Origin of the sequence: Paenibacillus nitricinens (assembly GCF_052056485.1) — a bacterium.
In the GTDB taxonomy this organism is placed as follows: domain Bacteria; phylum Bacillota; class Bacilli; order Paenibacillales; family Paenibacillaceae; genus Paenibacillus_AQ; species Paenibacillus_AQ nitricinens.
In genome coordinates this window covers 2,812,970-2,839,670 of the sequence record NZ_CP183948.1, presented here as the reverse complement: position 1 = coordinate 2,839,670, position 26,701 = coordinate 2,812,970, and the positions used below count along the sequence as shown (strand labels likewise).

Genomic DNA, 26,701 nt, shown 5'->3' with positions numbered 1-26,701 from the left:
GCTTATTGAACACTTGAGTTTTGGATCAGATTCCAGTATTCCATCGATGATGCCTGCACTAGCTTTAAAGCATGATCTGCAGACATTTCTTCGTTAATCATTTTTTCGATGACACTTAGGAACATTTTCTTAACTTCAGGTGATAATACGTTATCGTAAGGCACAAAGCTCTTGCGGTTCACTTCCATCATTTCCATCACTTGCGCGAATACCGGACCGGTCTTCTCCGGATCAAAAGCAATACGAATGGATGGAATTCTCAGTCCTTCATATACAATTCGGGTCTGAACTTCCTGCGTGTAAAAAGCCTTCATAAGATCCAAAGCGGCTTCCCGTTTAGCTCCATTTAGTTCGGAGGAAAGACCAATGCCGATGGTATAACCTCCTGCAATCGAAGGCTCCTCTCCTTGCTTCAAGGCAGGAAATGGAATAACGCCTACCTCATTCTGAAAATCAGCTGGAGCCGCACTTCCAGAAAATAAATTGATATCCCAGTTCCCGTTTAAATACATTGCAGCCTTACCGCTTGCAAACAAACTCACTGCATTTTCAGTTGAAAGATCATTAGACTTGGAACTAAAAGCACCTTCTTTTATCCATTGATCCAAATGCTCAAAAGCCTTTAAATAGGCCTCATTCTGAAAGCTCGCTTGATCTTCACCTGTGATTAGCTTCTGGATCAGCTCGGAGCCAGCATAACGATCCATTAAATAATGTGCAAAAATCCCGGCGGGCCAACGATCCTCATTCCCGAGTGCAAAGGGAATGTATCCTCCGGCCTTGAGCCCCAGTATGACATCATCGAGTTCTTGCAGCGTTGTAGGCGCCCCTAGACCCAGCTTATTGAATATAGTCTTATTGTAATACAGTGGTTCAGCGTTTCCTTCAATGGGCAATCCATAAATATGGTTATCAAAGGTCCATAGATGCAGATCCTTGAATTGATTGGTTAGACCGTTCTCTCGGACAAAGTCAGTCAGATCAACAAGACGATTAGAACGCACATATGGCTCTATTTCGGCCCCACCAAATAATACAAACATATCTGGTGGCGTGCCAGTAACCATCTCACTTTTCAGCTTTTGTTCACGGTGTATCGTCTGGTCTAACCCTTCGAAATTAACTTTTATATTTGGATGCGCAATTTGGTATTTATCCACGATCTCTTCAAAGATAGCCAGCAGTGGCCGATCATGCTCTTTGATCCAGAAGTGACGGAAAGTCAGCGTTATTTTTTCTGGTGAATTATCTTCAATCGGTTCATGATCTCCTAAAGTAATAAATAGAACAGCGCCAGATATCAAGACTAGATATATCCACATCCAGCCCCACTTCAATAACCACTTCATGTCAATCTCCCCCTGTTTCCTCTGTATGATCGATTATGGCAGTATTTTTGGTATTCGGATTCGAATCGTTGAACCAAATCCAGGGGATGAACACACAAGTAAGCCATATGGACTGCCGAATCTGATAATCAGGCGCTCATGAACATTCTTAAGCCCTACACCACTGTCACTATATTTCTTCTGGCCGCCTCCCTCGTTATCCCATAGATTCATCATCTTGGCTAAGTCGAAGCCCGGACCGTTATCTTTTACGATAATGATCATATCCGTACCCATTTCATAGGCTGTGATTTCTATAATTCCAGGGTCCTCCATCGGCTCAATCGCATGGTACAATGCATTCTCTACAATGGGCTGAACAATCAGCTTTTGAGTCATAAACGTTCTAAGATTCTCAGGAAGATTTATAATATACGAAAATTCATCCTCGAAACGGAACTTCTGAATATCCAGATAATGGCGAACATGCTCAAACTCCATTTGCAGTGGTATCAGCTCTTGATTCTGACTAATGCTAATTCGCAGCAGCTTGCCGAGTGAAATGACCATTTTACTAATATCTTTATTGCCTTGCAGCACAGCCATTGAATTAATTGATTCAAGTGAATTATAAATAAAATGAGGATTAATCTGCGCCATTAAGGCCTGCATTTCTGCTTCCTTCTTCCGCCCCTGCTCCGTCTGCACCTGTACGATTAACTCGCTGATCTGTGAGCTCATTCGGTTAAAGCCATCAATCAGAAAATCACTTTCATCATCAGCACGATAACGTGTAGTGATAGGTGTAAAAATCCCTTGCTTCACACGCTTCATCCCGTTGACTGCGCTATTAATGCTATAAACGAGTCTTCTAACAAAATAGCGGTCAAATAAAATCGCCGATAACAATGAAACCGTACTCAAAATAATCGCAATATTGCGGATAGAAATGGACTCCGAAGAGATTAGATTCATCGGTGTAATCGCTGCCAAATACCAGTCTTTATTATGTGAAGGGAGGAAGGTTATGAGTGATTGTTCCCCCTGATAGTTATCGATGTAATAGTTTTGTTCCTTGGCATAATCATTTTCTAAAAAAGGGAACTCGGTGCGCTGCCCTATATGTTCACCGGATTTGTTAAAAACTATATTCCCTAGCTTGTTCACTAGCAGAATATCCCCCTTCTTCAGAGTTGCTGCCTCCCAAAAAATCTGATCTAGTAAATCGGGTTTTACGTTCACGACCAAATAGCCGATATCTTCAAGTGAATAATAATCTTTGATCACTCTGGCTTGCACAAGTACCGGATGGCCGGATAATGCTGAACCATTCTCACCGGGTCCTGACCATACAGGGCGCCCCTCCGCACTTTCCATCGCATTAAACCAACTCTGCTTCTTCATGTCCTCAAAGGACATCGGTGCATTGTATTGATAGAGCAGCCGATCTTTGCCATATAAACTAAATGAAGTAATCATCGGATGATTAATCAGCAAATTGTTGAGTTCCTGCTTGCGATCATAGGTGAGCACAAAATTAGTCTGCTTAAGCGATTGTTGAATAACCGGTTGTGTGATTGCAGCATTTGTGATCGAGGAGATTTCGCTAAGTGCGAATTTGAGCTTTCGATCCGTTTCGAGCAGTGAAACCCAGTAGAAGTTGCTTGATTTTTTCTCCATAGCGTTAGAGAAATTAACATATGTAACGATCCCCATCAGGATCACTGGAATAAAGACGAGAAGAATAATAGCGAACAAGATTTTCCGGCGGAGCTTCATGGTATTCCCCTTCCCCCTGCTGTCTCTGTTCTCTAGTATTCTTCACGAAACCGCCTATTCCCTGTAAAGACCTAAAAGTAAGATCAGCTCTTGATAGCTCCTGAAGTAAGCCCCGCAATTACCCAACGACTAAATAACAAGAAGACGATCAGCAATGGCAAGGTCGCCGTAAACGTAGCTGACATGATCATTCCATAATCCAGACCGTCACGATTGGAGAATAACTGTTGGAGCGCGATTTGTATTGTAAAATGTTCTTGGTTCTTTAACACGACCAAAGGCCAAAAGAAGTCATTCCATACGGTCATAAAATTCAGTATGCCTAGTGTTGCCATAGCTGGTGTGATCACTGGAATGGCGATGTTCCAGAAGATCCGGAAATGTCCTCCGCCATCAATCCGTCCAGCTTCGATCAGTTCTGTATGTACAGCTGTAGAGATATACTGCCGCATCCAAAAGATCCCAAAAGCATTAACCATTGCCGGAACAATCAGCGCCTTAAAGGAGTCGATCCAGTGGAGCTTGGCCATAATGACATAAGTAGGTAACACACCAAGCTGCTGGGGTACAAATAGAGTAGCAATTACAAAGTAGAAAAGAATATTTTTAAACGGGAATTCATATTTAGCAAAAGCATAACCAGCCAATGTACAGAAAAATACGACCGATATGGTTACCATAGACGAGACGAATAATGAGTTTCCAAGGGCTTGGAAGAAATCCGTTTTATCCAGAACCCGCTGGAAATTATCAAAAAATTGGTTTCCAACCGTAAGCAAAGGGGGGACATGGAATACTGCGCCCCTATCATTTGTGCCAACTACAAACATCCAGTAAAAAGGAAAGATGGACACAAGTGCACCAAGAATCAGAATGAGATAAAATCCTACTTTGCCGAAAATCCCAAGATCATCCGGATCTTTTTTTAATAGACGCACAGTACTCACGCTTTACCCCCTCCTGTATCTCCACCCATGCGGCTTGAAACCAGCATATTAAGGACAGAGAATATGATTGTGACCACAAATAGTAGAACTGCTGTAGCCGCCGCCGTACCAAAGAATCCATTGCGGAATGCCTCACTGTACAAATAAGTAACCATAGTGATTCCTTCCTGACGGGTAGATCCAGTTCCTGATTGCCCCAAGAATACATAAGGTTCAGTAAACAACTGCAGCGCACCAATGGTCGAGAGCAAGGTAACGAATACGATAAATGGTTTTAGTAGTGGTAATGTAATGAAGGTTAATTGTTGCCTTCTGTTCGCTCCATCAATTCGGGCTGCTTCATACAAATCTGTAGGAATACTTTGAAGTCCTGATAGAAAAATAATGGCATTATACCCTGTCCAGCGCCACATCACCATAGTTGAAATCGCGATTTTGACTCCCCACCAGCCAGAGTTGAAGGCCACATTATCAAGTCCTAAACCACTGAGCATCCAGTTGATCATCCCGTTGTTCCCAAACAGCGTACTAAACACCAGGGTAACCGCAACGATTGAAGTAATATTCGGCATGAAAAAGAGAACGCGGAACGTTTTTTTGAAACGAGTCATCCCCGAATTCAACAAAACAGCAATCAAAAGTGCCAATAGGATCTGTGGAATCGTACCAAGCAGTCCCATAATTAACGTGTTGCTAAAAGAAATCCAAAAGGTAGGGTCGCTTGTGACCAGCTCATAATTTTTCATTCCTACGAATTTCATAGGATTCAAGGCATCCCATTTAAAAAATGAAAGGTAGATCGTAAAGAAGATCGGATATAGTCCAAATATCGAGAACAGAATAAAAAAAGGAGAGATGAATGTATAAGCGGTGATGCGGCTCCTTCTTTGTTCCGTTAAAAACGGTCGTTTGCTCTCGGCATGCGGACTTGCAATAACAGGCTCAGCCATGACACACCTCCAGGTAATCTAACGTATCAAGCAAAACGTCTTCGGCGTCCTTATAAGGACGGTAATCGTTTATGCGAGAATTAAAGCATAAAGTATTGCGTGAAACTTATACTTTCTTATAATTAAATCCGAATTCACAGAGAATACTGTTCTCTATGAATCCGGACCTTCAAGGCATTGCGCGCTTTCTGTTAGAAGTCTTAGCTGCGTTCAGCAAGCTTCTTCGCTTGTTTAACAGCTTCATCCCACTCTTTAGCCGGATCAGCCTTTTTCTCCAACACGTTTTTCAGTGCATTTTTGAAGAAGGTATCGGTTTGGTCATGAAGTGGACCGTAGTATACCGGTTTTACACGATTAGCTGCTTTACCAAATTCAACTGCGGTTTGTTGACCACCGAAGAATTCATCCTTGAAATCTACGAATGCAGGATCTTCGTACAGGGCAGGAATGGAAGGCATCAACCCTTTTGTCTTGAAGGATTCCAGTTGATTATCCTTGTTATCCATCCATGCGATGAAATCATAAGCTTCTTTCGAGTGTTTACCTTCTTTAGGCAGGGTCAGGAATGAACCACCCCAGTTACCAGCACCTTCAGGAAGCTGTGCGATTTTCCATTTTCCAGTAGTATCTGGAGCATTACTCTTAACATTTCCCGCCATCCAAGCCGGTCCCATGACGACTGCAAAAGATCCATCGTTCATTCCTTGGCCCCATTCTGGAGACCAGAGCATTAGATTGCTGATCCAACCTTCTTGGATACCTTTAACCGTAAAATGATAAGCTTTGCGAACTTGCGGGTTGGTGTCTCCGATAAAGTTGCCATCCGCTTTGCTGAAGTAGATTTCATCCGCGGATTGGTCACGCAATGCATTAAAGGTAAGATCTGTAAGATCTACAAAAGGCTTACCTGTCTTTTCCTTGAAAGCTTTGGCTACAGCAGCGAATTTGTCCCATGTATCAATGGCTCCGCCGAATCCTTCCGGGTCACTTGGCAATCCGGCTGCTTCCGCCAAATCTGTTCTGTAATAAACAACGGTCGGACCGATATCTGTTGGTAAACCCAACTGGAAGCTGCCATCTACGGAAGAGGCTTGTTTCCATTTCCAATCCAAATAGTTCGCTTGAATATCTTTGGCTCCAAGATCATTCAGGTTATAGAATTTATCCTGTGCATTGATAAAGCGCTCCATGAAACCGATTTCAAGCTGGAAAATATCTGGTGCACCCGACCCCGCCGATAAAGCTGTGGTCAAATTATTATGATGAGCCGTTTGGTCACCCGTATTTTGAACCTTGATCGTTACGTTTGGATGTTCCTTCGTATACTCCTTCGCTAGATCCTCGTAGTTCACGTTGCCGAGTGTCCAGAAAGAAAGTTCAATTTTCTCAGCAGGCTCAGTACCCTCATCTTTTGTTGGTTCACTTGTGCTTGCTGCGTTGTTACCTGTATTTTTACTTGATGCGTTGTTCTCGGCGTTGTTGCCTCCGCATGCTGCCAGTGAACCTACAAGCATGATAGCGACTAACGAAAGTGCCAAGTGTTTTACTTTATTCATTCCCCTGTACCCCTTTCAAAGGTTTCTCTTACAAGATTTAGTGTACAGGGTTTATTTTCTTTTTTTCAGGAGGTAAACTTCCGATTTATGGTGGAAATACTTACGAACTCAAGATCAGCTTAAATAAATATTTCATACAGACCTATACCTACTAATAACAATCCACCGATCAGATCAGAATGTTTGCCTAGCCAGGTTTTGGACATTCGATTCCCGATTTGCATTCCGGCAGCAACAGTGATAAACGAAAAGGCACCCACTGAGATCGCTGTGAAGGTTGCGTTCACACCGCTGATCCCTGCTCCAAAGCCTGTAGCAATACAATTGATAGCCAGCGCTACACCCAGCCACACCGATTCTTGCCATCTTAAGACATGACGATAGCCAGTATCTGTAGAAGCTGTGCTGAGGACATTGGCCTCTATATCCATGCTTACACTTGAAGTTGGTTTCTTATACACCGCTCTAATACTCCAGAGTCCCATAAACAGAATCAAGCAGCCACCAATGGCATTGCCAAGTGCCTCCGAGAAATATTCTGAAACATATTCTCCTGAGGTAATTGAAAGCAAGGTAGCCAGCATTGAAAGAACAGCAATGATCAGATTAGAGAGAGGTGTAATTCTTGTGGACCGTGCGCCAAAGGAAACGCCTATTCCTAAGTTATCCAAATTTGAAGCCAGACCAATAATAATGATGGAAAGCCAGTGCATATTTAAACCCCCTTAGTACATTCATAACTATGTTATGTCTGAAGTGGGCGCATAGAATTTTGTCCAAACAGGTTGCTCATAAAATGTTCGTCAGCTACTCTTATATTGGATTTTTCATGCTTCCGCAGGTATACTATTTTTATTTCTACCTTCATTAAATGATCAAAAGGAGTTTAATATCTATGCCGATTAACCGCCCGCTGTTTACAGACAGTGATTTCCAAGAAGCCGTTGACCGAAAATTACCTGTCCGAGTCTTTCAGGACGATCATTTGGTGAATTCAGGAGCAACCGTTGTCCGCTTCACTGATTTCGATGTCGTTATTCAGTCCAGAGTTAGTGATCTGACTTACTACTCCCGCAAGAGCTGCCAATTCTTTGAGGTTAGACCCTAAAAAAAGCCGGAACACAGTGACCCTAAGATCACTGCATTCCGGCTTTTTTCAGCAGACGTATGTAGTAGCTTTTACTTAATAATTCTGTATTTTCCATACACTTTCATTTTCTCATCCAACACTTCCTGAAAACTCTGCTTCTTCTTATTAGATCTCTCTTGCTTAGGATTGACCACGGGCTGAGGTCTAAAAAACTGATGATTGTAAGCCATAAGATGATGTACGATCACATTCATTGGATTTCAAACTCCTTCCGTGACGTTCCTGAAATTTGCAATTTTGCTAGACTGCTTATGGGTATTTACCCAGCTTCTCCAAAGTTTAAACCATTTTAACACATTCTTATTAAACAAAATGAATAATGATTCCTTTTTATAATTCTCTAAATAGATCTTTGTATATCACGTATATCTGTCCACGAAATAAGTGTAATCTGCTCATTGATAATCACTTGCTTAATTTCAATATCGTTTAGTAGAAGATATTCCAATTCTCTTTCTGTATAACATGTCGTTAGGGCTATTAACTGCTCCGTTATTTTAGCTGGATGTATCGTTAATTGGGTTACTCCAGGCTTTAAATTCTTTAATCGTTCAGTTAATCCCTTTTTCATTTCACTGTACGTAGCAGTGGGGTTAATACAATAAGGAAGAGAAACTATATCATCGATTAGTAGAATGCTCCTCTCTTTTGCTGAAGAAATTCTTTTTTTAAACCTTCTCAATTGATCCATATTAAAAAACGGTTGTTCTACTATCCTAGTAGGTAAATTGAAGGGTAGACGGTACTTTTCACATAGATCAAATGTTATTTCTAAAAAATCTCGGCCGGTAAATAATCCCATAATACTTCCCCCGTGACTATCCAGATGAGTTGGATCAATGCCATGTACAATTGCACTTTGGATCTGCGCTTCTATCTCTACTCTAACCTCATCATCAGCAGCGTTTCTTTCCAGCAGTGTGGCATCTATATGAAAATTCCCTTCCTCCGTAATTAAACTATTTAAATTCCTATTTTGGAATACGGGCCTGTACGGATGCTGCTCGCCACTTGTTAAAGTTAAATGAATACCCATATTCTTTATTCCTCTACAATTACTTATCTCCATTGCTTCATTCGAGTCTGGGCAAGGCATCATAATAGATGTGGATGTTATAGCTTTTTTTTCAAATAAATCAACAATAGCTTCATTAGTTCCTTTAGTGATTCCAAAATCGTCTGCATTAATAATTAACAAGCGCTCGTCAGCCGCAAAGCCTAATTTTCGAATCATGAACCTACCCCCTATAAATGAATGATTTATTAAAAAAATAAGGACGGAAACACCGTGAAGTGTTTGCGTCCTTACTGTGTAAAGCGTTCAATCGCTCCTTAGAGCCGTGGAAGCTTAAATCTAGCGCTGTGAAGGAAATCTAGCGTTCCCAAGACCTTTATTACTATGATCAACTTGACCTCTCATCAGTTCAAGCAAATATTCGGGATCAGCGTTCATATCTAACATTTTCATTGCATGTTTAGGAGCGAACCCTTCACTTACACTATGACTGATCATGGCTAGCAGTGGATTAAAATAGCCTCTTATATTCAGCAGCCCTATCGGTTTCTGATGAATCCCGATCTGCATCCAGCATAGGATTTCAAATAACTCATCAAAGGTTCCAAGACCTCCAGGCAGGGCAATAAACGCATCAGCCATACCGCTCATAATGGCCTTACGTTCATGCATACTAGAGACCTCAATCAGATTCGTTAACCCAGAATGCCTGATTTCATCTTTAAAAAGATCCACTGGCATGATCCCAACGACTTCTCCGCCATTGGATAACACTCCGTCGGCTACCTGTCCCATAAGGCCATTTCTTGAGCCTCCATAAACCAGCCTACACCCTTGTGCAGCTATATGATAACCCAATTCTCTAGCCATTTCCGTATATTCTGAGTTAAGACCTGGATTCGATCCGGCGAACACACATATTGTAAAAGCCATACCTATCACTCCAGACTGGTTATTATGGTTCAATTGAGATTAATTCACTAATTGTACCTTAGAATATTAAAATAAGTGTTAAATGAAAGTTATCTTTTTGTTGGAACCTCACTTTTCGCTTGCGGGAGGATCATTACAGCTATAAAAGTAGAACAAACAGCTAAACTAATCATCCGTAGTTTCCTTGTTAATAAGTTCGTCTTGATTTTCCCTTCTTATGATATTATTGTAATTATTATTCATCTTACACCAAGACGCTATTAAGCTGCTCAAAGTTGTATTATTTTTAAACCCCGGGATTCAGATTGCTTTGAATTATGGTATAATTAGCTGCCTTAGATCTACCTTTTCAATCGTAATACCGGAACCAAATGATTATGGAGGGAAGTTATGCTTAAATTTATAGGTGTTTTACTGCTCTTCAGATTAGTGGGCAACCCTTTTCTGGCTATTATTATCCTGCTTCTTATCTTGTATTTCTTGGATCGGCGATATGTGGGTATCTTCCCCAGCATTACAAAGCCCTTCAAAAGAATGCGTCAAATTTCCAAGCTACGCACAACTATTTCTTTGAATCCTAATGATGTCTCATCCAAATTTGATTTAGCGCGGAGTTTGGCAGAACGTAAAAAATACAGGGAAGCGAAGGATCTCCTACTTCAAATCGAGGATCGTTATGAACAATCTGCCGAATATTGGGTAGAACTTGGACATGTGAATCTAAAGCTTGGTGCTTTGGAGGAAGGCGAGGCACAGACGCTTCGCGGTCTGGAGATCAACCGTAAGGCTCAATATGGACAGCCGTATCTTTGGTTAGCGGAAACCTTCCGCCATACGAATCATGATAAAGCATTACATTACGTTACTCAGTATCAAGAAATCCAGTCTTCTTCTTCTGAGGCGTATTATCTAGCTGGCTCGATGTATAAAGCGCTTGGCAGATCAGAGGATGCAAAACGAGCTTTCGAAGAATCCACCGCTGTTTATCGTTCACTCCCTAAATATAAAAAACGGCAGGAGCGCGGTTGGGCGTTGCGCAGCTTTTTCGCCAAGATGAAATAAACTTGACCATTCCTTATCCCAAAAATGGAGATCACTTCTGATTATCAGAAATGATCTCCATTTTTTATAATAAATTAGGGAAAACGATGTTATTAGTTCGTCACTAATTTCCAAAGCGATAATGCCGACTCCGGATTCCAGTTGGTATCACCGAAACTTCTAAATGTCACTCGAGCTTCATAAACGTTACCCTTGTATTCAACTTTTGTTCCTACAATGTACAACCCGGTGGCATTCCAAGCTGCTACATCTGGTAATACGGGTTTCATAAGGGTTGTGACTGTATACAAAGAGCTGTTGTCTGAAATATTACCAGCAGCGTCTACAGCTCTCACATGATAATTGTACGTAGTGGAAGCTTGCACCGTTAAATCCGTAAAGGAAGTTCCCTTAGTTTGGGTCAATTCAATACCATCTCGATACACAACATAATGATCAACACCTACATTATCTTGGGCGGCATTCCACATTAAATTAACACTATTGTGCTTCACTGACATGGTATGCAGCCCCTCAACCATCGAAGGCTTCACAGTATCTGGTGTTTCCACTGGAGGTATAACCACTTCCGGGTTTGGTGTGCTAACAACAATAATATTACCTCCACCTGACATGTTCCCTGCACGATCCACCGCAACAATATAATATGTATAAATTTTACCTGGTTCTACAGTAATGTCTTTAAAGCTCGTTGTTGAGGATGTTCCGATTTGTTTCGCTATACCGACGCTATCCCCGCGATAAATCATGTAATGATCTACGCCTAAGTTATCTGTTGCAGCATTCCACATAAGCTCTACACTGCCCGATTCTACATTCATCGTGTGTAACCCTGTTACCGTTGACGGCTTCTCCGTGTCTGGTTGAACCCCAGGTCCTGATTCACCGTTCTTTAGATTCACATCAATGACTTGGTAGAAGGCATTCGCCGTATCATCAATATCCCACACCGCCAAAATAACATGGTATCCACTGCGGTCAGTTGGGACATTTACTTTATGTGTCACAGAACGCTCTGGCTGTTTACCGCCATTCTCAAAAGTTCCAATAAGCTCTAAATCGGAACGTTTAATTGGCGCATTAGGACTCCAACCTTTTTTCGTAATGTAGTAATGCCATTTTGTTGTTCTATGTTGTGCTGTAAGATACCACGTGAAGTCATTTACTCCGCCAACCATATCGTGCTTAATCCAGCGATCACTGGATTGCTGATCCAGAATTCCTCCGAACATGCCACCCGCAGATGCAATTTTCCCGTCTGCAGGACCCGCCAGTGGGAAGCCCTTTGGTGCCTCTAGACTCTGTGGCTCATATTGAACAGAACCCACATTATTCGCTGCACCAAGCTTCGCACGACTTGCTGGTTCGGATACATAACCGTGTCCTAACGCTTTATCGGTATCGATAAGTCCTACTCCGGCAATAACCCCCGCTGTGATAACAAATGGAGCGACCTTCTTTGCGATACTGCTGTTCTTCATGTTTACTTTCATCATTCATCATCTCGCTTTCTAGTTGTAATTTGAAGACATTGAAAACGAATCAATGTTATTATAATTTTCAGAAAACATAATAACAATAACCTAAAGAACCAAACGACAATGGATAAAAGACCCATGACAATTGAACGGATTAGTAGTTCTCCCCGCTAATAATGTCCCATCGAAGCGATTCATTCTACTCAAATAAACAGCCAGCCACCGATAAATATATCGGTGGCTGGCTGCAAAAAAACAACTTGTGATGACTTCTGATTCATAAATGGAGTATAGTCCCATTTACATATTTAAATCCTGTTTGTTAGCTTCCCCGCTCTGTTTAACCGAAAATGGCCACCAATTTCCTCGGCCGAAGATCCGTACCATTACAGGGACAAAGAACGGCAGGAAGATTAAAGCATACAAGGCCAATCCTACGAGCACCACTGTAGCAATCTGCATCATCGACAATACCCCAGAAGGATACATCGAAGCGAAGGTACCTCCCAGAATAACTACAGCTGAAAGGATAACTGTGCCCATATTGCGCATAGCGTGTAGTATCGCTTCTTTTACGTCCCATGTTTTATTTTCGTTAAACCGGGCCATTAAGAAAATGCTATAATCCACACCTAGTGCAATCAGCATAACAAAACTAAAGAATGGCGTCGTCCAGGTAATTCCTTCAAAGTGCAGAAGATTAACGAATATAGCCTCTGTAACGCCCAACGCTGAAAAGTAAGTGATCAAAAGTGAAATAATAAGGTAAATCGGCATTACGATTGAACGAAGCAGCAACACTAATATGATGAAAATACCGCTCAGCATCAAGATTACTGTACGTGTATAGTCTTCATTGGAAATGTTCCGCAAATCGCTTTGACTGCTTGTAACCCCGCTAATAGCTGTTTCAGCATTTTCAAGCTTCGTACCTTTAACTGCGCGATCTACTGCTGCTTGAATATCACCCACACTATCTATAGCCTCTGAGCTATATGGATTCTCTGTGAATACCACGTCCAACGTCATCACCTTACGGTCATCAGACAAGTACGTATCAAATACCTGCTTTATACCTTCAGCTTTAAGTGCCTCAGCTGGTACGAAGAATCCGCTCAGTTCTTCATCCTTAGCCGCTTGAATCTGATTCAAGTATTCTTGTGCCGAGCCCAGACCGCTTGTAATTTGCTTCAATCCATCAGCACTATCGCTTAGTCCAGTGGTTAAGGCTCCAATCTGACCTGTCAATTCACCAAAACCATCTGCAAGCTGCTTCTGTCCGCCTTGCAATTGATCAAGACCACTTGTGATAGATGGAATCTTATCTACGATCTGCCCTTGACCTGCTGCCGCCTGATCGAGTCCAGATTGCAGTTGACTAATTCCAGCTACAAGCTTAGCTAAGCCTTGTGCGAGCGCGGTTTGCCCAGCTGCAGCTTTGGCATAACCGGCATTCGCCTCATTTAAACCAGTAGCTGCACCTTTAAGCTGTTCTGAAACCTGACCAAGGCCGGCTACTAGCTGTGCTGCACCCGTACTACTTTGTGCTACTGTACCTTTGATCGTCAAATAATTTACATCTTGAACCATTTCCGGATAACTGCTCTCAAGGCCAGCAAAGGAACCGTCCAGTCCTTTTAATGCCTCTGCTACCCCTTGCAGCTGCTTCGGAAGCTGCCCGAGTCCTTCACCCAGCTGGGTTAAGCCACCACCGATTTTTTTATAGCCCTCAAGTAACTTCGCATTTGCATCTGCTAACTGTTTAGCACTTGTTGCTGCCTGCTGAAGACCGGCTTTGATCTCTCCCGCACCCGCTGAGCCACTCTTAATCCCGCTCTCAATCTGGGTGAGCCCAGCACCTAAAGCAACGATTCCATCTTTGAGATCAGCTGTGCCCTCTGTCAGCTTAGCACTTCCTGCAACAGCCTCTGTAAGTTTCGGAGCATTATCGCTAAGCTGTTTACTGGCTTCAGACAAGCCGGTTTGAATCTTGGTCAGTCCTTCATTACTCTGGTCCAGTCCAGCAGAAAGAGTACCCACCTGATTCGGAATCAAGAAATCACTAATCAGCTCACCTGTTGGACGTGACATACTCCGAACAGATTTTACGCTATCCACTTTTTCCAATTCACGGCTGATTTTCTCTGCAAGTCCCAGATATTCTGAATTGTCCATACGATCATCATTCTTGATTACGATCTTGCCAGGCATCGATTCACCTGGTCCGAAGCTCTCTGAAATAATATTAAAACCTTTTACCGAAGCATATTCTGAACCAATTTCCTCCAGGCTGTTAAAGGACAGCTTACCGGTATAGGTAACTAAGAAAGGGGCTACGATTACTGCAACAATTAGAAGAGCGGCCCACGGTCTTTTTAAAGAAAAAGAACCTGCCCATCCCCAAATACGGCTCTCACTATGCTCCAGCTTGCCTCGGGAAGGCCAGAATAGCTTTTTGCCTAGAACAGCCATAAAGAATGGAACAATCGTCACAAGTGCCAATAGCATAACTGCAATACCAACTGCAACAGCTACTGCTGAACGATAAAGAATAAATTTCGATAACCCAATCGCTACAAAACCTACAAACACTGCTAAGCCCGAATAGAACACCGTTCCTCCAGCTTTTCGATAAGTTGCAATGATTGCACTTTTAGTATCTTCTGCGGTCATCAATTCTTCTTTAAAGCGACTGATCAGCAAAATACAGTAATCCGTACCAATTCCGAACATGACTGCAACCATAAAGATTTGAGTAAAGGTAGATAAAGGAAAATCATAACGGTCCACCAAAAAAGCCACGACAGATTGGGATACAATATAGCTGATACCCACTGTCAGCAGCGGTACAAAAGGCGCTACGAACGAACGAAACACGACGAATAGAATAAGTAGGATAAAGACAACTGTAATATACTCCGACTTCTTTAGCCCTGCTTCTGAGCTAGCAATCATATCCTCAGTAATCAGACCTTCACTCGTCAAATAATGATCTGCTTTAACACCTGAGAGCATCTCATCCACTTTATCTGGCAGCGCCGTAACAGCCTCTCCTTCACCTTTTACGGACAACGCCACCATAATGGTCTTGCCATCTTTGGCAATCAGTGTATCTTTAAGCTCACTTTGTGAAAAAGGATCGGTGATGGAATCTAACTGCAGAGATTCCTTATTCGCAGCCAGCTTCTCAACGCCTTGTTGAATACTTGCTGTTTCTTCAACTCCGATTCCCTTCGGGTTATTGAACACAAGGGCTACTTGATGGAGCGATTCGCCTCCCTTGTCGCTTGACGCTTCCTTCATGATTTCTGCTGCTCTAGATGAAGGGTATCCCTCTGGAACGGTAACCTGCCCCTTCTCACGGACAAGATCAGAGAAAGACGGGGCCGTCATCACTAGCACCACCGCTACAGCGAGCCAGATTGCGATAACCGCCCATCTTGCTTTTAGAATCGTCTTCATTGGCTCTTCCCTCCATTATCATTCTGAATTAGACTTGCCAGTTTCTCAAACATCATGATGAACGTCTCAATATCCTTCTTTTCAAAATGAAACAAATACGGGGCCACTACTTCATGTACTTGCGACTCAGCTGCTTCAAATACTTTTTTACCATGCTCTGACATCGATAAATACACCTGACGACGATCATTCTCATCACGGGTTCGCTCGATAATGCCCGCTTGCACCAGTCTGTTGATAATTGCTGTAATGGAGCTTTTACCCACGCAAAAAGTTTCTGCCAGATATGTAGATGTACATTGTTCCTGAGCATGTATCAGACGCAGAATTTGATACTGATCATTCGTTGTATCTGCAGCAATGCTATCTTTAATTCTTGCGGCTACTTGTCTAGTCACCATCATATAAGCATCCATATAACGGTTAATCCAATGCTGAACTTCATCTTCCAAAGCTTCCTACCTCCAAATATAGTTCAACTGTAGAATAGTTTCATTGTCAAACTATAATCCCATTTATTTCAAAAGTCAACTTTACAATTCTAAGGAATAATTTAAAATGTACCCCACAAAAAAACAGGCCGAGAGTTCATCTCGACCTGCCATTGTATGTCTTCTAACAACTGTTTATTCCTCATCCGCGATCTCTTCTACTTCATAAACACATCTCAGCGTTTCAATGCCTGCTGCATTTTCGCCGAGGCTGTACACCATGAACCCAAGACTACGGTAGAAATCTGCAGCAATCTCATCCTCTGTTTCAGCTACCAGATAACGCGGCTGACGCGTAGTAAGCAGCTCCAGAATCATCCCCCGTGCATAACCTTTTCCTCTGTTCTCTGGCAATACAGCAATATGCCGAATATCCAAAGAACCATCTTCTGTTTCTTCGAAGCCCACAAGACCAAGCAGTAATTCTTCCTCTTCCCAGCCATATAACTTTAATCCGGCTTGTTCGCTATACTCAGACGAAGTCTGCTGTAGAGCATTCGGATCATCTATGACCGCATAAGTCAGCAGCTCATTCACCTCAGGTGTACCAATGAGGGGTTTAAGATCAATCAACATTCTTCACATTTCTCCTTCTTTGTTCCTTCTACAGCTAATCACTCGAAACAATCCGTAGCCTGTCCACACACCCAGCATGTTTAAAAGTAAATCATCGATATCGAAGCTTCCCACATGCAGCAGCATTTGCAAGCACTCCAAAAGCAGTATACAAGGGACAGCATAGAACGAAATCCTAAGCCAAGAAACCGGACGTACCTTTACTAATGGCGATAGAAAACCAAATGGAATAAAAACTACAACATTTCCTAGCAAATTTACTAGCCGATTGATAAGTGATAAACCGTTATCCAAGTTGAAATAAAGTGACACCGTGCGAAATGGAACCAGATTATACTGAAGAGGACCTCCGGTATGTACCTCACGTCCAAATCCGATAAACATCCAATAGATAACAGTAGCACTATACAGAGTTAGCACTACCCGTGTCAATCCTTTTAGCGGCCATGAACGGTAAGTTTCTTTATGTCTGCGGTTAATCAATTCTTAGGCTGAGCTTCAATAATTTCGATACTTCCATCAAGTTTACCTACGATCGCCATCGCTGCAATTCCAATAAATAGGCCATGATCTACAACACCCGGGATGTTTTGGATGGTCCGCGCAAGCTTTGGTGCAGCTTCTATCGCTTCAAATCGGCAGTCTGCAATGTAATTGCCATTATCCGTCTTGTACAACTCTTCTCCGCTGCGACGCAATTCAGGTTGGCAACCCAGTTTGGCAAGCTCTGCCACAGTCCATTCCCACGCGAAAGGAACGATTTCCACCGGCAACGGAAATTTTCCTAGCGTGTTTACAACTTTACCTTCATCGGCAATCACAATCATTCGGGTACTATTACTAGCTACAATCTTCTCACGAAGCAAAGCGCCGCCGCCGCCTTTAATTAGTTGCAGACTGCTGTCTAGCTCGTCCGCTCCGTCAATGGTTAGGTCCAGACTATCAATATCACCAAAAGCAACAAGTGGAATCCCTAGCTCTCGTGCTTGCTCTTCGGAAGCGCGTGAAGTAGCTACTGCGGTAATTTTCAAGCCTTCACTGACTCGTTCACCGAGCTTGCGGATTGCCCAGTAGGCAGTTGATCCCGTACCCAGACCTACCTTCATTCCATCTTCTACATATTCCACTGCTTTTTCAGCTGCTAGTTGTTTAACGTTGATACTCATTTTAATACCCCCATGTTATCCATTATAAAGTTCTATAGTATTTTGCCGTAACAAAGACTGTCCGGATCACCTATGTAGGGTCCAAATAAATCAATCGGTTGGTAGCCATGCTTGATGTAAAGCGCAATCGCTTCTGGCTGCTTGATTCCGGTCTCCAAGCGGATCTCCTTGAACCCCGCCGCTATTGCTTGTTCTTCAAGGAATAACAGCATATTTGTAGCTAAGCCCATTTTACGATAACTAGAATCTACATAAAAGCGCTTCAACTCCATCGTTGCAATCTCTATTCCGATATAATCCAGTGGACGAAGCCCGCCACAGCCCACTGGTGTTCCGTTTAAGTAGGCTACTACGAAAGTCATTTCTTTAACTTTGGGATCCTCGAAATCAACAACATAGATCATCTCATGCGGATAACGCATCTTCAGTTCCTCATCCAGAAACGTAATTAGCGCTCTTAAATCAGCGTTCTCTGGATCAACCACTTCAAATTTCACTTCCGTTACGGGTGGCACTCTATTTCCTCTTTTCTTGTATCCAATTTCGTATTATCCTTCTTGCAGCCGAAAAAATCAATATTCTTCATTCTGTCTTATGTATATTGCAATTTCACTACATCCTCTAAATTTAGGATCATCTCTTTTTCAGCATGGTTAGCAGCCCTATGTAAGTAAGCTTTATGCTCAATGAAAGCATCTGAGGGGGCTGTCAATTTAATATACTCCAGCACACTACGTTCGACATCAGCGAGAACTAGATTGCCTCTACCCGCACTTACTCTACATAGATTAATGATTGCTAAAGGCTTATTCACAACGGCCTGCCCGCTGGACTCCACAAAAACTGTGTATTGAACTAAAGGAATTACGTCTGGATCTTCCACACTAGCAGTGCAAGATTGGTCAAAGATAGAATACATTAGTGAAGGATTGCGTGATAAAGCTCCTAATTTATTCTGATTAGATACCAATTTGCTGTTCTGGTAGGCCAAAAATCCGGCAACTGACAACACGAGCACAAGCAAAATAACTAATATCGAGTACATTTCATCACGTCCCACCCAATACTCCATAATAACAATACCGATTATATATTATCATGGATAACTGCATAGACCAATCCTATATTCTCAACACTTTAACAAGTGTAAGCGATATTCAATCTATAAAGTTATTTTGAAATATTCAAAATAACAGTTGAAACTTCGTTTGACATGTCTCATAATGAAAATATGAATATTGTTTGTCAATCCATATGGAAATCAAGGGAGGAAACTTAAAATGAAGTTTTTCTTGGACACCGGAAATATTGAAGAGATCAAACGTATTACTCGCCTCGGACTAGTGGATGGCGTAACGACTAACCCGTCACTCATCGCTAAAGAAGGAAGATTGTTTAAAGATGTTATCAAAGAAGTCGTAGCCATCGTTCCAGGTCCAGTAAGCGCAGAAGTAATCGGACTTACAGCAGAAGAAATGCTTAAAGAAGCATATGAAATTGCTGAGTGGGCTCCAAACGTTGTCATTAAACTCCCTATGACTGAAGATGGCTTGGAAGCTTGTTATGAGCTTACAAAAAAAGGTATCAAAACTAACGTAACGCTTGTCTTCTCAGCGGCTCAAGGCTTGATGGCTGCAAAAGCAGGCGCAACTTATATTTCTCCTTTCGTAGGACGTCTGGATGATATCGGTGTTGACGGAATGAAGCTGATCAAGGATCTGAAGACCATCCTAACTAACTACGGTATGACTTCCGAAATTATTGCAGCATCCATCCGTAACATTGCGCATGTTGAGCAAGCCGCTCTTGCTGGTGCTCACATTGCTACCATCCCAGGATCGCTCCTGCCTACCCTCTGGAAGCATCCGCTGACAGATAACGGTATCGAACGCTTCCTGAAGGATTGGGAATCCGTACCACAAGCTTAAGATTGTCTTTCATTCTTTTATCAAAGGGCTATCCTGCAAGCTACGGCAACGTAGCTTAAGGATAGCTCTTTTTTCCATCTAAATTCCTTGCAGAAGTCTGACGAACACGATTTGACAAGAGGCGCGGATTTACCTGCTCCTTTTCTTTCACGCCAGATTCTCCCTTGCTCCCCTTGCTTGGCGTTACTGCAAATAAGGTAAGCAAACCACCAATTGCGCCGACTGTTGCCATCAAAGCGAATAACACCCAATGGCCACTGCTTAACAGCAGCGATACCACTGGCGGTCCTGCGGCTACCCCTATAAACCTCATACTGCTGTAGAGAGCGGTAATCGTACCGCTGTTCTCTTTCTCAATTCCCTCCGTGATTAAAGCATCCATACAAGGAAGCACAATCCCGATTCCGACACAACCTAAGCCCATAAACCCGACTAAGAAGTAAATACCTTTATTGAACCCCGCAAAGATCATTGCTGCAGTTAGTAATACCATACCTCCAAAGCCCAGCCATTTCATTAGCGTTTTGTTCTGACCAATGATCTTTCCTGTTCCATATGAAGACAGACATAACAAGGCTAATGGTATTGCCAGCACAAATCCCTTCATTGCGCCATGCATATTAAATTTAGATTCCAGCATTTCCGATAAATAGAATTGAACGCCAAAGGTTACAAACATACAGATACCGCCTATGGCAAAAATAGCATACAACCATCGTCCTTTTTCACGCAAAATGCTCATAATTCCGGATAAAAATTCTCTTATCCCCTGTTTCTCAGGTTGTTCCTTCGCTTCCGGCTTTCGAACTAGAAACAGAACTAAAGCAAATGAAATTAGACATAGAACAGGAATAGCGATAAAAGGTGCAAACCAGAGCCATATTCCAAGATAAGCACCAAGGATCGGACTGAGTACTTTACCAAAGGTATTAGAGGTTTCAATAATTCCCAGACTTTTGCTTACATCCTCTTCTTCCTTGAATAAATCACCAACGAAGGGCAGCACAATAGGAAAAGCACCAGCTGCACCTATCCCTTGTAACAAACGTCCGGCCAGAATGACCCAATAGGCGCTAACGCCCTTCATAAACCAAGCCGCCACCACGCAGACGACTCCACCAATAGCAGCAATGATTAGACTCGGAAGAATCACCTTTTTTCGTCCATAAGCGTCAGACAGGTACCCTGCAATAGGAATCATCACGATAGCCATCAATCCATAAACAGTAATCAGCATACTCACCTGAAAAGAGCTAATGCCTAGTTCTTTAGATATCTGCGGCAAAATAGGGAGCAGCATGGAGTTACCGAGGGTCATAATTAGTGGAATGGATGCCAGTGCAAGCAGATCCCATTTTCTTTCCTTCATGAACTGACCACCTTTGTCATTGTTTGCGACGACTCTCTATATTGTGGTTTGTTCATCCCTCTTTATTCATACATATAAAAAGACCGTCCTCCGCCAATGCGAAAGGACGATCTTATGATCAGAAAATTGGGCTTTACAGCGAATTTGTTATCATGGTCTTTGCTTTTACAGATGGAAGAAACCGGTTTGGTTCTCCTAGACTAAAAATATGCAGCAAGTGCATTGCTCGAGTGCAAGCTGTATAGAACAGTTTACGCTCACTTTCTCTGCCATATCGTTCAGCTGAACCATCGTAGATGATGACAGCATCAAACTCCACACCTTTAGCTAAGTAAGCAGGTAACACCAATGTTCCCTTCTGGAAATTCGGCGTTTCTTTCGTAACGAGCCTTACGGGTAGCCTACTATGTAGTTCATCATGAACTCTTGCGCTTTCTTCTGCTGTTTTACAGATGACAGCCACGTAATGGTACCCCTTGGATTGCAAATTCCGGATATCCATTTCAACTGCATCCAGAAGCTCATCCTCACTAGACACCACACTTAGCTGAGGCTCTTCTCCTCTTCGATTAAACGGCACAATTCTTTCCCCTCCAGGAATCATTGAACGCGTAAATTCTACAATCTCAAAAGTGGAGCGATAGCTTCGGGTTAACGAGATCACTTCTGTGTTTTCTTCCCCATAAATGCTTACCAAACTAGACAAATCACCGAGCACCTCACCTTGTGCATAGATCGCCTGATTCAGATCACCCAATACGGTCATTTTTGCCCTTGGAAATAAACGGCGCATGAATTCTAATTGGAAAGGTGAGTAGTCTTGTACTTCATCCACAATCACATGACGAATCAGCGTATTGGTACGGAAGCCTTGGCTTAACTCCTTCAAATAAAGGAATGGTGTAGCATCTTCGTAGGCAAGCTCGTTTACTGCGATTGATTTTAGTGTTTGCTCACAGATCTCATCCCAGATTTCCGGCAGAGAATTAACACCATTTAGACGTTCCATAAGCTCACGATCCGTAAACAGCGCACTGTACAAGCCCTTAACATCCACAAAACGGCCTCGTTTAGTCCATCCGCGCAGTGGTTTTAAGCGTTGGCTGACTACATACCGGGATAACACTTCTTTTTCAGTATCAAAATCATCAAAACTATCCTGCGTGGCTTTCTTCTTACGTCGTAACATCTGATATGCACGATGGTAATCACTGGAGTCCAATAGCTCAATTTGATCTTCAACCCATGAAGCGTTTCTTTCCTCATGACTAAAATCAGCAATCTTCTTCAGTAACCAGCGTGTCATTAAGTCTACGCGGTTCGCAAGCTTAATGGTGGGATCATAGGCATAGAAATGACGTTCCATTTCTTCTTTACTGACTACCGCTCTACCTTGAAACATTAAAGGCTTGAACAACATGCCCTCATGTTCCAGCATCGTAGCATACCGACGAATCACATCGAGAAAAGGTACGGATGATTTATAAGCGATGCCTTCTCTGCGTATCCCCACTTCAGGACCATCAGGGGCATTCAATAGGTTTTCTGTCTGACTAAAGACATCTTCCAGCTGGAATTCATGTCCTAAACGATGCTCAAGATACATTTGAAAAGTGGTTTGTTGCATATTTTCTTCACCTAGCTCTGGAAGCACGGTTGAAACATAGCTATTAAACAGCGGGTTCGGTGAGAACAACAACATCTGGTCAGCTTGCAGAACTTCACGGTATTTATACAAAAGATAAGCTACCCGCTGCAATGCAGCAGAGGTTTTCCCGCTCCCTGCGGCACCCTGAACAACCAGCATTCGGCTTTTGTCGTTGCGGATAATCGCATTTTGCTCTTTCTGGATGGTAGCTACAATACTCTTCATTCGATCATCGGCACTATGGCTAAGCACTTGCTGTAAAAGCTCGTCACCGATCGTTACTCCAGTATCAAACATAACTTCAATGACACCATCAGAAATCACAAACTGACGCTTAAGATTCATTGTACCGGAAACAAGTCCACCGGGTGTTTCATAAGCTGCTGGGCCAGGAGCACCATCATAATATAAGCTCGAAATAGGCGCACGCCAGTCATAGATCAAGAAGGTGCCATCATCCTCCATCAAGGATCCAATCCCTAGATAAATCTTTTCCGTTTCTCCATTTGGTGCTTCTGTAAAGTCAATACGCCCAAAGTAAGGAGAAACGAGCAGCTTTTTATATTTTTTCAAAGCCTTGCTCGACTGTAAATGATGGCGTTCACGTTCATTCAAGATTTGGGATTGTTGGCGCAGACTTGTTGAAGTTTCCCCTAAATCATCTGGACTACTGAAGTTTACCGTTACCTCTTCCCAGAAATCTTTACGCATATCCACCACATCACTGCGATGGAGTCCAAGCTCCTCAGATAATCGCCGGATATGGGCAGACAAAAGCTTAGTCACTCCGTCAACCCGCTGCTGTTCCTCTTTCCATTCAATTTCATGATTCTCCACTACATTTCATCCCCTTTGGAGTTTCACCCTGAACATAACCCTTAAGCTTATATGTTGCACATCACAAGGTTATGTTTTAAGCTTCGTGATCCGTTTCTTTTTCCTCAGTAGCTATACGATTCATCTGATCTGCCACTTTATCAAGCCGTTCTAATTGATATCCGTAATCGTAAATAGCTGCGGCTACAACATACAATCGTAGTTGACCTATTTTCTCCGCATTATACCTCAGGATCGTTGAATTCAAAAATCCATCATTCTCTTCTCCCAAGGGTTCCGATTCATTAGTGTTTGGTTTTAGTTTATCTTCAAATTTCAGCAAGATCAGTTGATGATATTTGATTAGCTGCTCCAAATGACTGTCAAACAATGCATCTGTCTCTTCACTTCGATCCGCTTGAAAATAATGCCGATCCACAGCCTCAAGAACATCGAAGCCTTTTTGCAAAGAAGATAACAGGTTCTTATAGACAACCATTTGTCTAGTCTGACTGTACTTCGCCCTCTTTAGCTGTTTCTGCTCCTCCTCAAACAAAGCGTATTTATCGGCTAAAGATTTAATAGATGACTCTAGCGCAAGTTTTTCATCACGAAACACACTTTCCTTCATCTCATGAGATACAGCCGTTCTAAGCAGCAAGGAAAGACTGGCAAAGACGTTCTCGATTTGCTTGATGTACTGTTTCCGTGGTTTCGGAGGAACTACTATAATATTGATTAGAAAGGCAGAAACAATCCCTGTCAATGTTAATAAGAAACGATTCAGCGCGAACTGCCACTCTCCAGAAGCCTCCATCACTGTTATAACAGTGACGAGTGTCAGGCTAATAGTATCCGCTCGGTTAATTTTCATACTGATCATAATGACAAGAATGCAGACCAACCCAACCGCAATTGGACTATTGGATAACAGCATTCCCCCCAGAAGAGCGAGTACCGCACCCATTGTAGTCGTTGTCAGCTGATCAAGAAAATAACGCCAAGAGCGATAAATAGATGGCTGCATAGCGAAAATTGCTGCAATCGCAGCGCCCACAGAAGATGGAAAATGTAGCAGTTCGGCTAAATACAAGGCAAGCGTGACTGCCATTCCTGTTTTAAATATGCGAGCTCCAAAAGCCAAAAATATCCCCCCTAAAAATTGGCCCACTCTGCAATATGGACATCTACGAATTCCTCATTCCTCTAATTACCCAAGCCTAGAGTTGATGAATTTTATGATCATTTAAGCTCTCGCTTATGATTCTTTCAGCTTTCAGGGAATACTAATTCAGGTAAGTACCTATCACATAACATACGAGGTGAGTGAATGAATAACAACATCAAAAAATTAGTGACCATCACAGCTGTTCTTGTCCTCAGTCTGTCTCCGGCACTTGCTCCTACTCGGAGCGTGTCAGCTGAGAATGTAGCCTCCACTGCACCTGATTCTGGGCCTTCGGAAAACGGTCATAGACCCCCACCAGGGAAAGACGGGAAATTCAGAGCCGGCGGACATTTCATTATTTTCGAAACAGCCAAGCTGCTTGAGATGGATCGTACGGAGCTAATCAATAGCCTTAAAACAGGCAAAACCCTCCCCGAGCTTGCTCTTGAGAAGAAAGGCTGGACCGAAGATCAATATATTCAAAAGCTCAGCGAATCCGCAAGTAAGCGGCTGGATCAAGCCCTCAGCGAGGGACGTCTAACAAAAGACGAAGCTCAAAAGCTAAAGGCTGGACTTCCGTCTATGCTGAAGAAAAAAATAAGCAAAATGGGTCATTTCCAAGATCATAAATCTTCGGAACATCATGTGATGAAGCCTCAAGCAAAAACGCCTTCGGCGTCCTATTTAGGACGGTAAGTGTTTATGCGAGAAATATAAGGATAGTGTATAGCGTGAAACATATATATTCTTATATTTTAAAATATCCCCACAAAGACGGGTATCTTCATTTCTTATGAGGATATCCGTTTTTTATAGGCTTCAAATAGACTGATGGATAACATCAGCCACGCGCCACTTGCAGCAAAACCACCAATTACGTCGCTAGGATAATGAACTCCCAGGTAAATACGACTCCAGCCAATGCCCACAGTCATAAATACCGCAAACATTATTAACAGGATTCTTTCACTTCTTCTAGGCAAATGACGCCACAGTAAATAGGCAATTACCCCATATAGGGAGAAAGCTGCCATGGAATGTCCACTTGGGAAACTATAACCGAGCTCTTGGACAATACGATGGAAATTTGGACGCTCCCTTTGAAACCATAACTTCATAAGTGTATTCAACAGCTGTGAGCCTAGTCCAACCCATAGGAACAGAATTAGCTCAAGCCGATGTTTCAGCAGATAATACAGCAGTACCATCGTGCCGATAGATATGCCAATCGCTACCTTGGAGGAACCTATCAGAGATAGTCCTTTGGCGAATGTGGTCAGTCCAGGTGATTCAGCGGATTGAACAAAATGAATTATATAGTTATCAAATGATGATACCTTATTCATATGAACTAGAATCGCAATAACGACGAAACAAGCAGCAAACCCTATAAAATAACGAAAACCTCTAGACCAGTTCTGATAATAAAGCATAAATACCTCCGTGTCTATTTTTGTGCCAGTCGATCACATTTCCAGAGAAGCTATAACCCGTGCTATAATTATAGAGAAATAAATATACAAAAAGATGGAGTGCTGCCAAAGTGGAGAGTCTAAAATTGCAGGAACGTTTGTTGAACCAGTTTATTTCCACAAAGGTGCCCGTGACGATTTTTACAACAAATGGTGTAAAAATGCAAGGCGTCGTAACCTCGTATGATGCATTCACAATCACTTTACAGGGGCAAGGTGATGGCAGACAGAATGTGCTCTTCAAATCTGCAGTATCCACTATTGTACCTCTTAAGCCCGTCTCACTCAAATAGTTCACACATTTATTAAACTTCTTCATCTTATTTTCAATAATAAAGGGAACACCGGTCTACATCTCCGGTGTTCCCTTTATTATTTTCTTAAATTGTCTTATTCACTCTTCATAA

26 protein-coding genes are annotated in these 26,701 nt (G+C 42.5%); 5 read left to right on the top strand and 21 right to left on the bottom strand.

What is annotated here, in order from left to right:
• Positions 1–2: 2 nt before the first annotated feature.
• The 6 genes from ACN6KS_RS12415 to ACN6KS_RS12390 all read right to left on the bottom strand — a co-directional run bounded on the left by ACN6KS_RS12415 (position 3) and on the right by ACN6KS_RS12390 (position 7,273).
• Positions 3–1,349 carry an ABC transporter substrate-binding protein gene (locus ACN6KS_RS12415; protein ID WP_094868593.1) on the bottom strand — a complete coding sequence of 449 codons (1,347 nt, stop codon included), beginning with the start codon at positions 1,347–1,349 and terminating at the stop codon, positions 3–5.
• Positions 1,350–1,382: 33 nt separating this feature from the next.
• Entirely contained in the window at positions 1,383–3,107 is a 1,725-nt protein-coding gene (locus ACN6KS_RS12410) for a sensor histidine kinase (RefSeq protein ID WP_440962109.1), read from the bottom strand.
• A gap of 83 nt (positions 3,108–3,190) precedes the next feature.
• Positions 3,191–4,054: a carbohydrate ABC transporter permease gene (locus ACN6KS_RS12405; protein WP_094868591.1), complete on the bottom strand. Its 864-nt coding sequence runs from the start codon at positions 4,052–4,054 to the stop codon at positions 3,191–3,193.
• On the bottom strand, positions 4,051–5,004 hold the full coding sequence (locus ACN6KS_RS12400) for a carbohydrate ABC transporter permease (protein ID WP_094868590.1): 954 nt from the start codon (positions 5,002–5,004) through the stop codon (positions 4,051–4,053). Before ACN6KS_RS12400 ends, ACN6KS_RS12405 begins: the two co-directional genes overlap by 4 nt.
• 200 nt (positions 5,005–5,204) lie before the next feature.
• Positions 5,205–6,560: an ABC transporter substrate-binding protein gene (locus ACN6KS_RS12395; RefSeq protein WP_440962108.1), complete on the bottom strand. Its 1,356-nt coding sequence runs from the start codon at positions 6,558–6,560 to the stop codon at positions 5,205–5,207.
• Positions 6,561–6,679: 119 nt separating this feature from the next.
• Positions 6,680–7,273 (bottom strand): manganese efflux pump, encoded by a 594-nt coding sequence (locus ACN6KS_RS12390; protein WP_440962107.1) that lies wholly within the window; start codon positions 7,271–7,273, stop codon positions 6,680–6,682.
• Positions 7,274–7,455: 182 nt separating this feature from the next.
• Between ACN6KS_RS12390 and ACN6KS_RS12385 the strand changes: the two genes are divergently transcribed.
• A complete protein-coding gene (locus ACN6KS_RS12385) occupies positions 7,456–7,668 on the top strand; it encodes a hypothetical protein (RefSeq protein ID WP_042126976.1) in 213 nt (70 codons plus the stop codon).
• Positions 7,669–7,739: 71 nt separating this feature from the next.
• Here the strand turns inward: ACN6KS_RS12385 and ACN6KS_RS12380 are convergent, their stop codons facing one another.
• The 3 genes from ACN6KS_RS12380 to ACN6KS_RS12370 form a co-directional block, all read right to left on the bottom strand.
• Complete coding sequence (locus ACN6KS_RS12380) at positions 7,740–7,904, bottom strand: hypothetical protein (protein ID WP_179281484.1); 165 nt, start codon at positions 7,902–7,904, stop codon at positions 7,740–7,742.
• A gap of 146 nt (positions 7,905–8,050) precedes the next feature.
• Positions 8,051–8,944 carry a polysaccharide deacetylase family protein gene (locus tag ACN6KS_RS12375; RefSeq protein WP_440962106.1) on the bottom strand — a complete coding sequence of 298 codons (894 nt, stop codon included), beginning with the start codon at positions 8,942–8,944 and terminating at the stop codon, positions 8,051–8,053.
• A 120-nt stretch (positions 8,945–9,064) separates the two neighbouring features.
• Positions 9,065–9,658 (bottom strand): TIGR00730 family Rossman fold protein, encoded by a 594-nt coding sequence (locus ACN6KS_RS12370; protein ID WP_094868585.1) that lies wholly within the window; start codon positions 9,656–9,658, stop codon positions 9,065–9,067.
• Positions 9,659–10,048: 390 nt separating this feature from the next.
• Here ACN6KS_RS12370 and ACN6KS_RS12365 point away from each other — a divergent pair, with 390 nt between their 5' ends.
• Positions 10,049–10,720, top strand: coding sequence for a tetratricopeptide repeat protein (locus ACN6KS_RS12365; protein ID WP_094868584.1), 672 nt, complete (start codon positions 10,049–10,051; stop codon positions 10,718–10,720).
• Between the two features lie 92 nt (positions 10,721–10,812).
• Here ACN6KS_RS12365 and ACN6KS_RS12360 read toward each other — a convergent pair whose 3' ends face one another.
• From ACN6KS_RS12360 to ACN6KS_RS12325, 8 genes are all read right to left on the bottom strand, one after another.
• Positions 10,813–12,216 (bottom strand): lytic polysaccharide monooxygenase, encoded by a 1,404-nt coding sequence (locus tag ACN6KS_RS12360; protein WP_440962105.1) that lies wholly within the window; start codon positions 12,214–12,216, stop codon positions 10,813–10,815.
• Between the two features lie 282 nt (positions 12,217–12,498).
• Positions 12,499–15,660 (bottom strand): MMPL family transporter, encoded by a 3,162-nt coding sequence (locus ACN6KS_RS12355; protein ID WP_440962104.1) that lies wholly within the window; start codon positions 15,658–15,660, stop codon positions 12,499–12,501.
• The gene (locus tag ACN6KS_RS12350) at positions 15,657–16,112 is read right to left on the bottom strand and encodes a MarR family winged helix-turn-helix transcriptional regulator (RefSeq protein WP_094868582.1); all 456 of its coding nucleotides are present in this window, start codon (positions 16,110–16,112) and stop codon (positions 15,657–15,659) included. The genes ACN6KS_RS12355 and ACN6KS_RS12350 overlap by 4 nt, the downstream gene beginning before the upstream one ends.
• A 174-nt stretch (positions 16,113–16,286) precedes the next feature.
• Positions 16,287–16,727, bottom strand: a complete 441-nt coding sequence (locus ACN6KS_RS12345; protein WP_094868581.1) for a GNAT family N-acetyltransferase — start codon at positions 16,725–16,727, stop codon at positions 16,287–16,289.
• 3 nt (positions 16,728–16,730) lie between these two features.
• The gene (locus ACN6KS_RS12340; RefSeq protein ID WP_440962103.1) at positions 16,731–17,147 is read right to left on the bottom strand and encodes a VanZ family protein; all 417 of its coding nucleotides are present in this window, start codon (positions 17,145–17,147) and stop codon (positions 16,731–16,733) included.
• Positions 17,148–17,206: 59 nt separating this feature from the next.
• Positions 17,207–17,887: a ribose-5-phosphate isomerase RpiA gene (rpiA, locus tag ACN6KS_RS12335; RefSeq protein WP_143812083.1), complete on the bottom strand. Its 681-nt coding sequence runs from the start codon at positions 17,885–17,887 to the stop codon at positions 17,207–17,209.
• A gap of 38 nt (positions 17,888–17,925) precedes the next feature.
• Complete coding sequence (locus tag ACN6KS_RS12330; protein WP_256989679.1) at positions 17,926–18,408, bottom strand: GNAT family N-acetyltransferase; 483 nt, start codon at positions 18,406–18,408, stop codon at positions 17,926–17,928.
• 77 nt (positions 18,409–18,485) lie between these two features.
• Positions 18,486–18,938 carry a hypothetical protein gene (locus tag ACN6KS_RS12325; RefSeq protein WP_143812081.1) on the bottom strand — a complete coding sequence of 151 codons (453 nt, stop codon included), beginning with the start codon at positions 18,936–18,938 and terminating at the stop codon, positions 18,486–18,488.
• A gap of 235 nt (positions 18,939–19,173) precedes the next feature.
• Between ACN6KS_RS12325 and fsa the strand changes: the two genes are divergently transcribed.
• Complete coding sequence (fsa, locus tag ACN6KS_RS12320) at positions 19,174–19,821, top strand: fructose-6-phosphate aldolase (RefSeq protein ID WP_440962102.1); 648 nt, start codon at positions 19,174–19,176, stop codon at positions 19,819–19,821.
• Between the two features lie 55 nt (positions 19,822–19,876).
• Here the strand turns inward: fsa and ACN6KS_RS12315 are convergent, their stop codons facing one another.
• The 3 genes from ACN6KS_RS12315 to ACN6KS_RS12305 all read right to left on the bottom strand — a co-directional run bounded on the left by ACN6KS_RS12315 (position 19,877) and on the right by ACN6KS_RS12305 (position 24,798).
• Positions 19,877–21,190: an MFS transporter gene (locus tag ACN6KS_RS12315; RefSeq protein WP_094868577.1), complete on the bottom strand. Its 1,314-nt coding sequence runs from the start codon at positions 21,188–21,190 to the stop codon at positions 19,877–19,879.
• Positions 21,191–21,323: 133 nt separating this feature from the next.
• Positions 21,324–23,675, bottom strand: coding sequence for an RNA polymerase recycling motor HelD (gene helD, locus ACN6KS_RS12310; RefSeq protein WP_094875689.1), 2,352 nt, complete (start codon positions 23,673–23,675; stop codon positions 21,324–21,326).
• Positions 23,676–23,751: 76 nt separating this feature from the next.
• Positions 23,752–24,798, bottom strand: a complete 1,047-nt coding sequence (locus ACN6KS_RS12305; RefSeq protein WP_094868575.1) for an FUSC family protein — start codon at positions 24,796–24,798, stop codon at positions 23,752–23,754.
• A gap of 186 nt (positions 24,799–24,984) precedes the next feature.
• On the opposite strand from ACN6KS_RS12305, the gene ACN6KS_RS12300 reads away from it, so the two are divergent.
• Positions 24,985–25,518 carry a hypothetical protein gene (locus tag ACN6KS_RS12300; protein WP_094875687.1) on the top strand — a complete coding sequence of 178 codons (534 nt, stop codon included), beginning with the start codon at positions 24,985–24,987 and terminating at the stop codon, positions 25,516–25,518.
• 95 nt (positions 25,519–25,613) lie between these two features.
• On the opposite strand, the gene ACN6KS_RS12295 is transcribed toward ACN6KS_RS12300, so the two are convergent.
• Positions 25,614–26,255 (bottom strand): phosphatase PAP2 family protein, encoded by a 642-nt coding sequence (locus ACN6KS_RS12295; protein ID WP_094868573.1) that lies wholly within the window; start codon positions 26,253–26,255, stop codon positions 25,614–25,616.
• 110 nt (positions 26,256–26,365) lie between these two features.
• Between ACN6KS_RS12295 and hfq the strand changes: the two genes are divergently transcribed.
• Positions 26,366–26,587 carry an RNA chaperone Hfq gene (hfq, locus tag ACN6KS_RS12290; RefSeq protein ID WP_042126951.1) on the top strand — a complete coding sequence of 74 codons (222 nt, stop codon included), beginning with the start codon at positions 26,366–26,368 and terminating at the stop codon, positions 26,585–26,587.
• Positions 26,588–26,701 lie beyond the last annotated feature (114 nt).

Bases quoted from the DNA above. Each gene is read 5' to 3' on its own strand.
- ACN6KS_RS12415 (WP_094868593.1), bottom strand. From the start codon at position 1,349: ATGAAGTGGTTATTGAAGTGGGGCTGGATGTGGATATATCTAGTCTTG.
- ACN6KS_RS12410 (WP_440962109.1), bottom strand. From the start codon at position 3,107: ATGAAGCTCCGCCGGAAAATCTTGTTCGCTATTATTCTTCTCGTCTTT.
- ACN6KS_RS12400 (WP_094868590.1), bottom strand. From the start codon at position 5,004: ATGGCTGAGCCTGTTATTGCAAGTCCGCATGCCGAGAGCAAACGACCG.
- ACN6KS_RS12395 (WP_440962108.1), bottom strand. From the start codon at position 6,560: ATGAATAAAGTAAAACACTTGGCACTTTCGTTAGTCGCTATCATGCTT.
- ACN6KS_RS12390 (WP_440962107.1), bottom strand. From the start codon at position 7,273: ATGCACTGGCTTTCCATCATTATTATTGGTCTGGCTTCAAATTTGGAT.
- ACN6KS_RS12385 (WP_042126976.1), top strand. From the start codon at position 7,456: ATGCCGATTAACCGCCCGCTGTTTACAGACAGTGATTTCCAAGAAGCC.
- ACN6KS_RS12380 (WP_179281484.1), bottom strand. From the start codon at position 7,904: ATGAATGTGATCGTACATCATCTTATGGCTTACAATCATCAGTTTTTT.
- ACN6KS_RS12375 (WP_440962106.1), bottom strand. From the start codon at position 8,944: ATGATTCGAAAATTAGGCTTTGCGGCTGACGAGCGCTTGTTAATTATT.
- ACN6KS_RS12370 (WP_094868585.1), bottom strand. From the start codon at position 9,658: ATGGCTTTTACAATATGTGTGTTCGCCGGATCGAATCCAGGTCTTAAC.
- ACN6KS_RS12365 (WP_094868584.1), top strand. From the start codon at position 10,049: ATGCTTAAATTTATAGGTGTTTTACTGCTCTTCAGATTAGTGGGCAAC.
- ACN6KS_RS12360 (WP_440962105.1), bottom strand. From the start codon at position 12,216: ATGATGAAAGTAAACATGAAGAACAGCAGTATCGCAAAGAAGGTCGCT.
- ACN6KS_RS12355 (WP_440962104.1), bottom strand. From the start codon at position 15,660: ATGAAGACGATTCTAAAAGCAAGATGGGCGGTTATCGCAATCTGGCTC.
- ACN6KS_RS12345 (WP_094868581.1), bottom strand. From the start codon at position 16,727: ATGTTGATTGATCTTAAACCCCTCATTGGTACACCTGAGGTGAATGAG.
- ACN6KS_RS12325 (WP_143812081.1), bottom strand. From the start codon at position 18,938: ATGTACTCGATATTAGTTATTTTGCTTGTGCTCGTGTTGTCAGTTGCC.
- fsa (WP_440962102.1), top strand. From the start codon at position 19,174: ATGAAGTTTTTCTTGGACACCGGAAATATTGAAGAGATCAAACGTATT.
- ACN6KS_RS12315 (WP_094868577.1), bottom strand. From the start codon at position 21,190: ATGAAGGAAAGAAAATGGGATCTGCTTGCACTGGCATCCATTCCACTA.
- ACN6KS_RS12300 (WP_094875687.1), top strand. From the start codon at position 24,985: ATGAATAACAACATCAAAAAATTAGTGACCATCACAGCTGTTCTTGTC.
- ACN6KS_RS12295 (WP_094868573.1), bottom strand. From the start codon at position 26,255: ATGCTTTATTATCAGAACTGGTCTAGAGGTTTTCGTTATTTTATAGGG.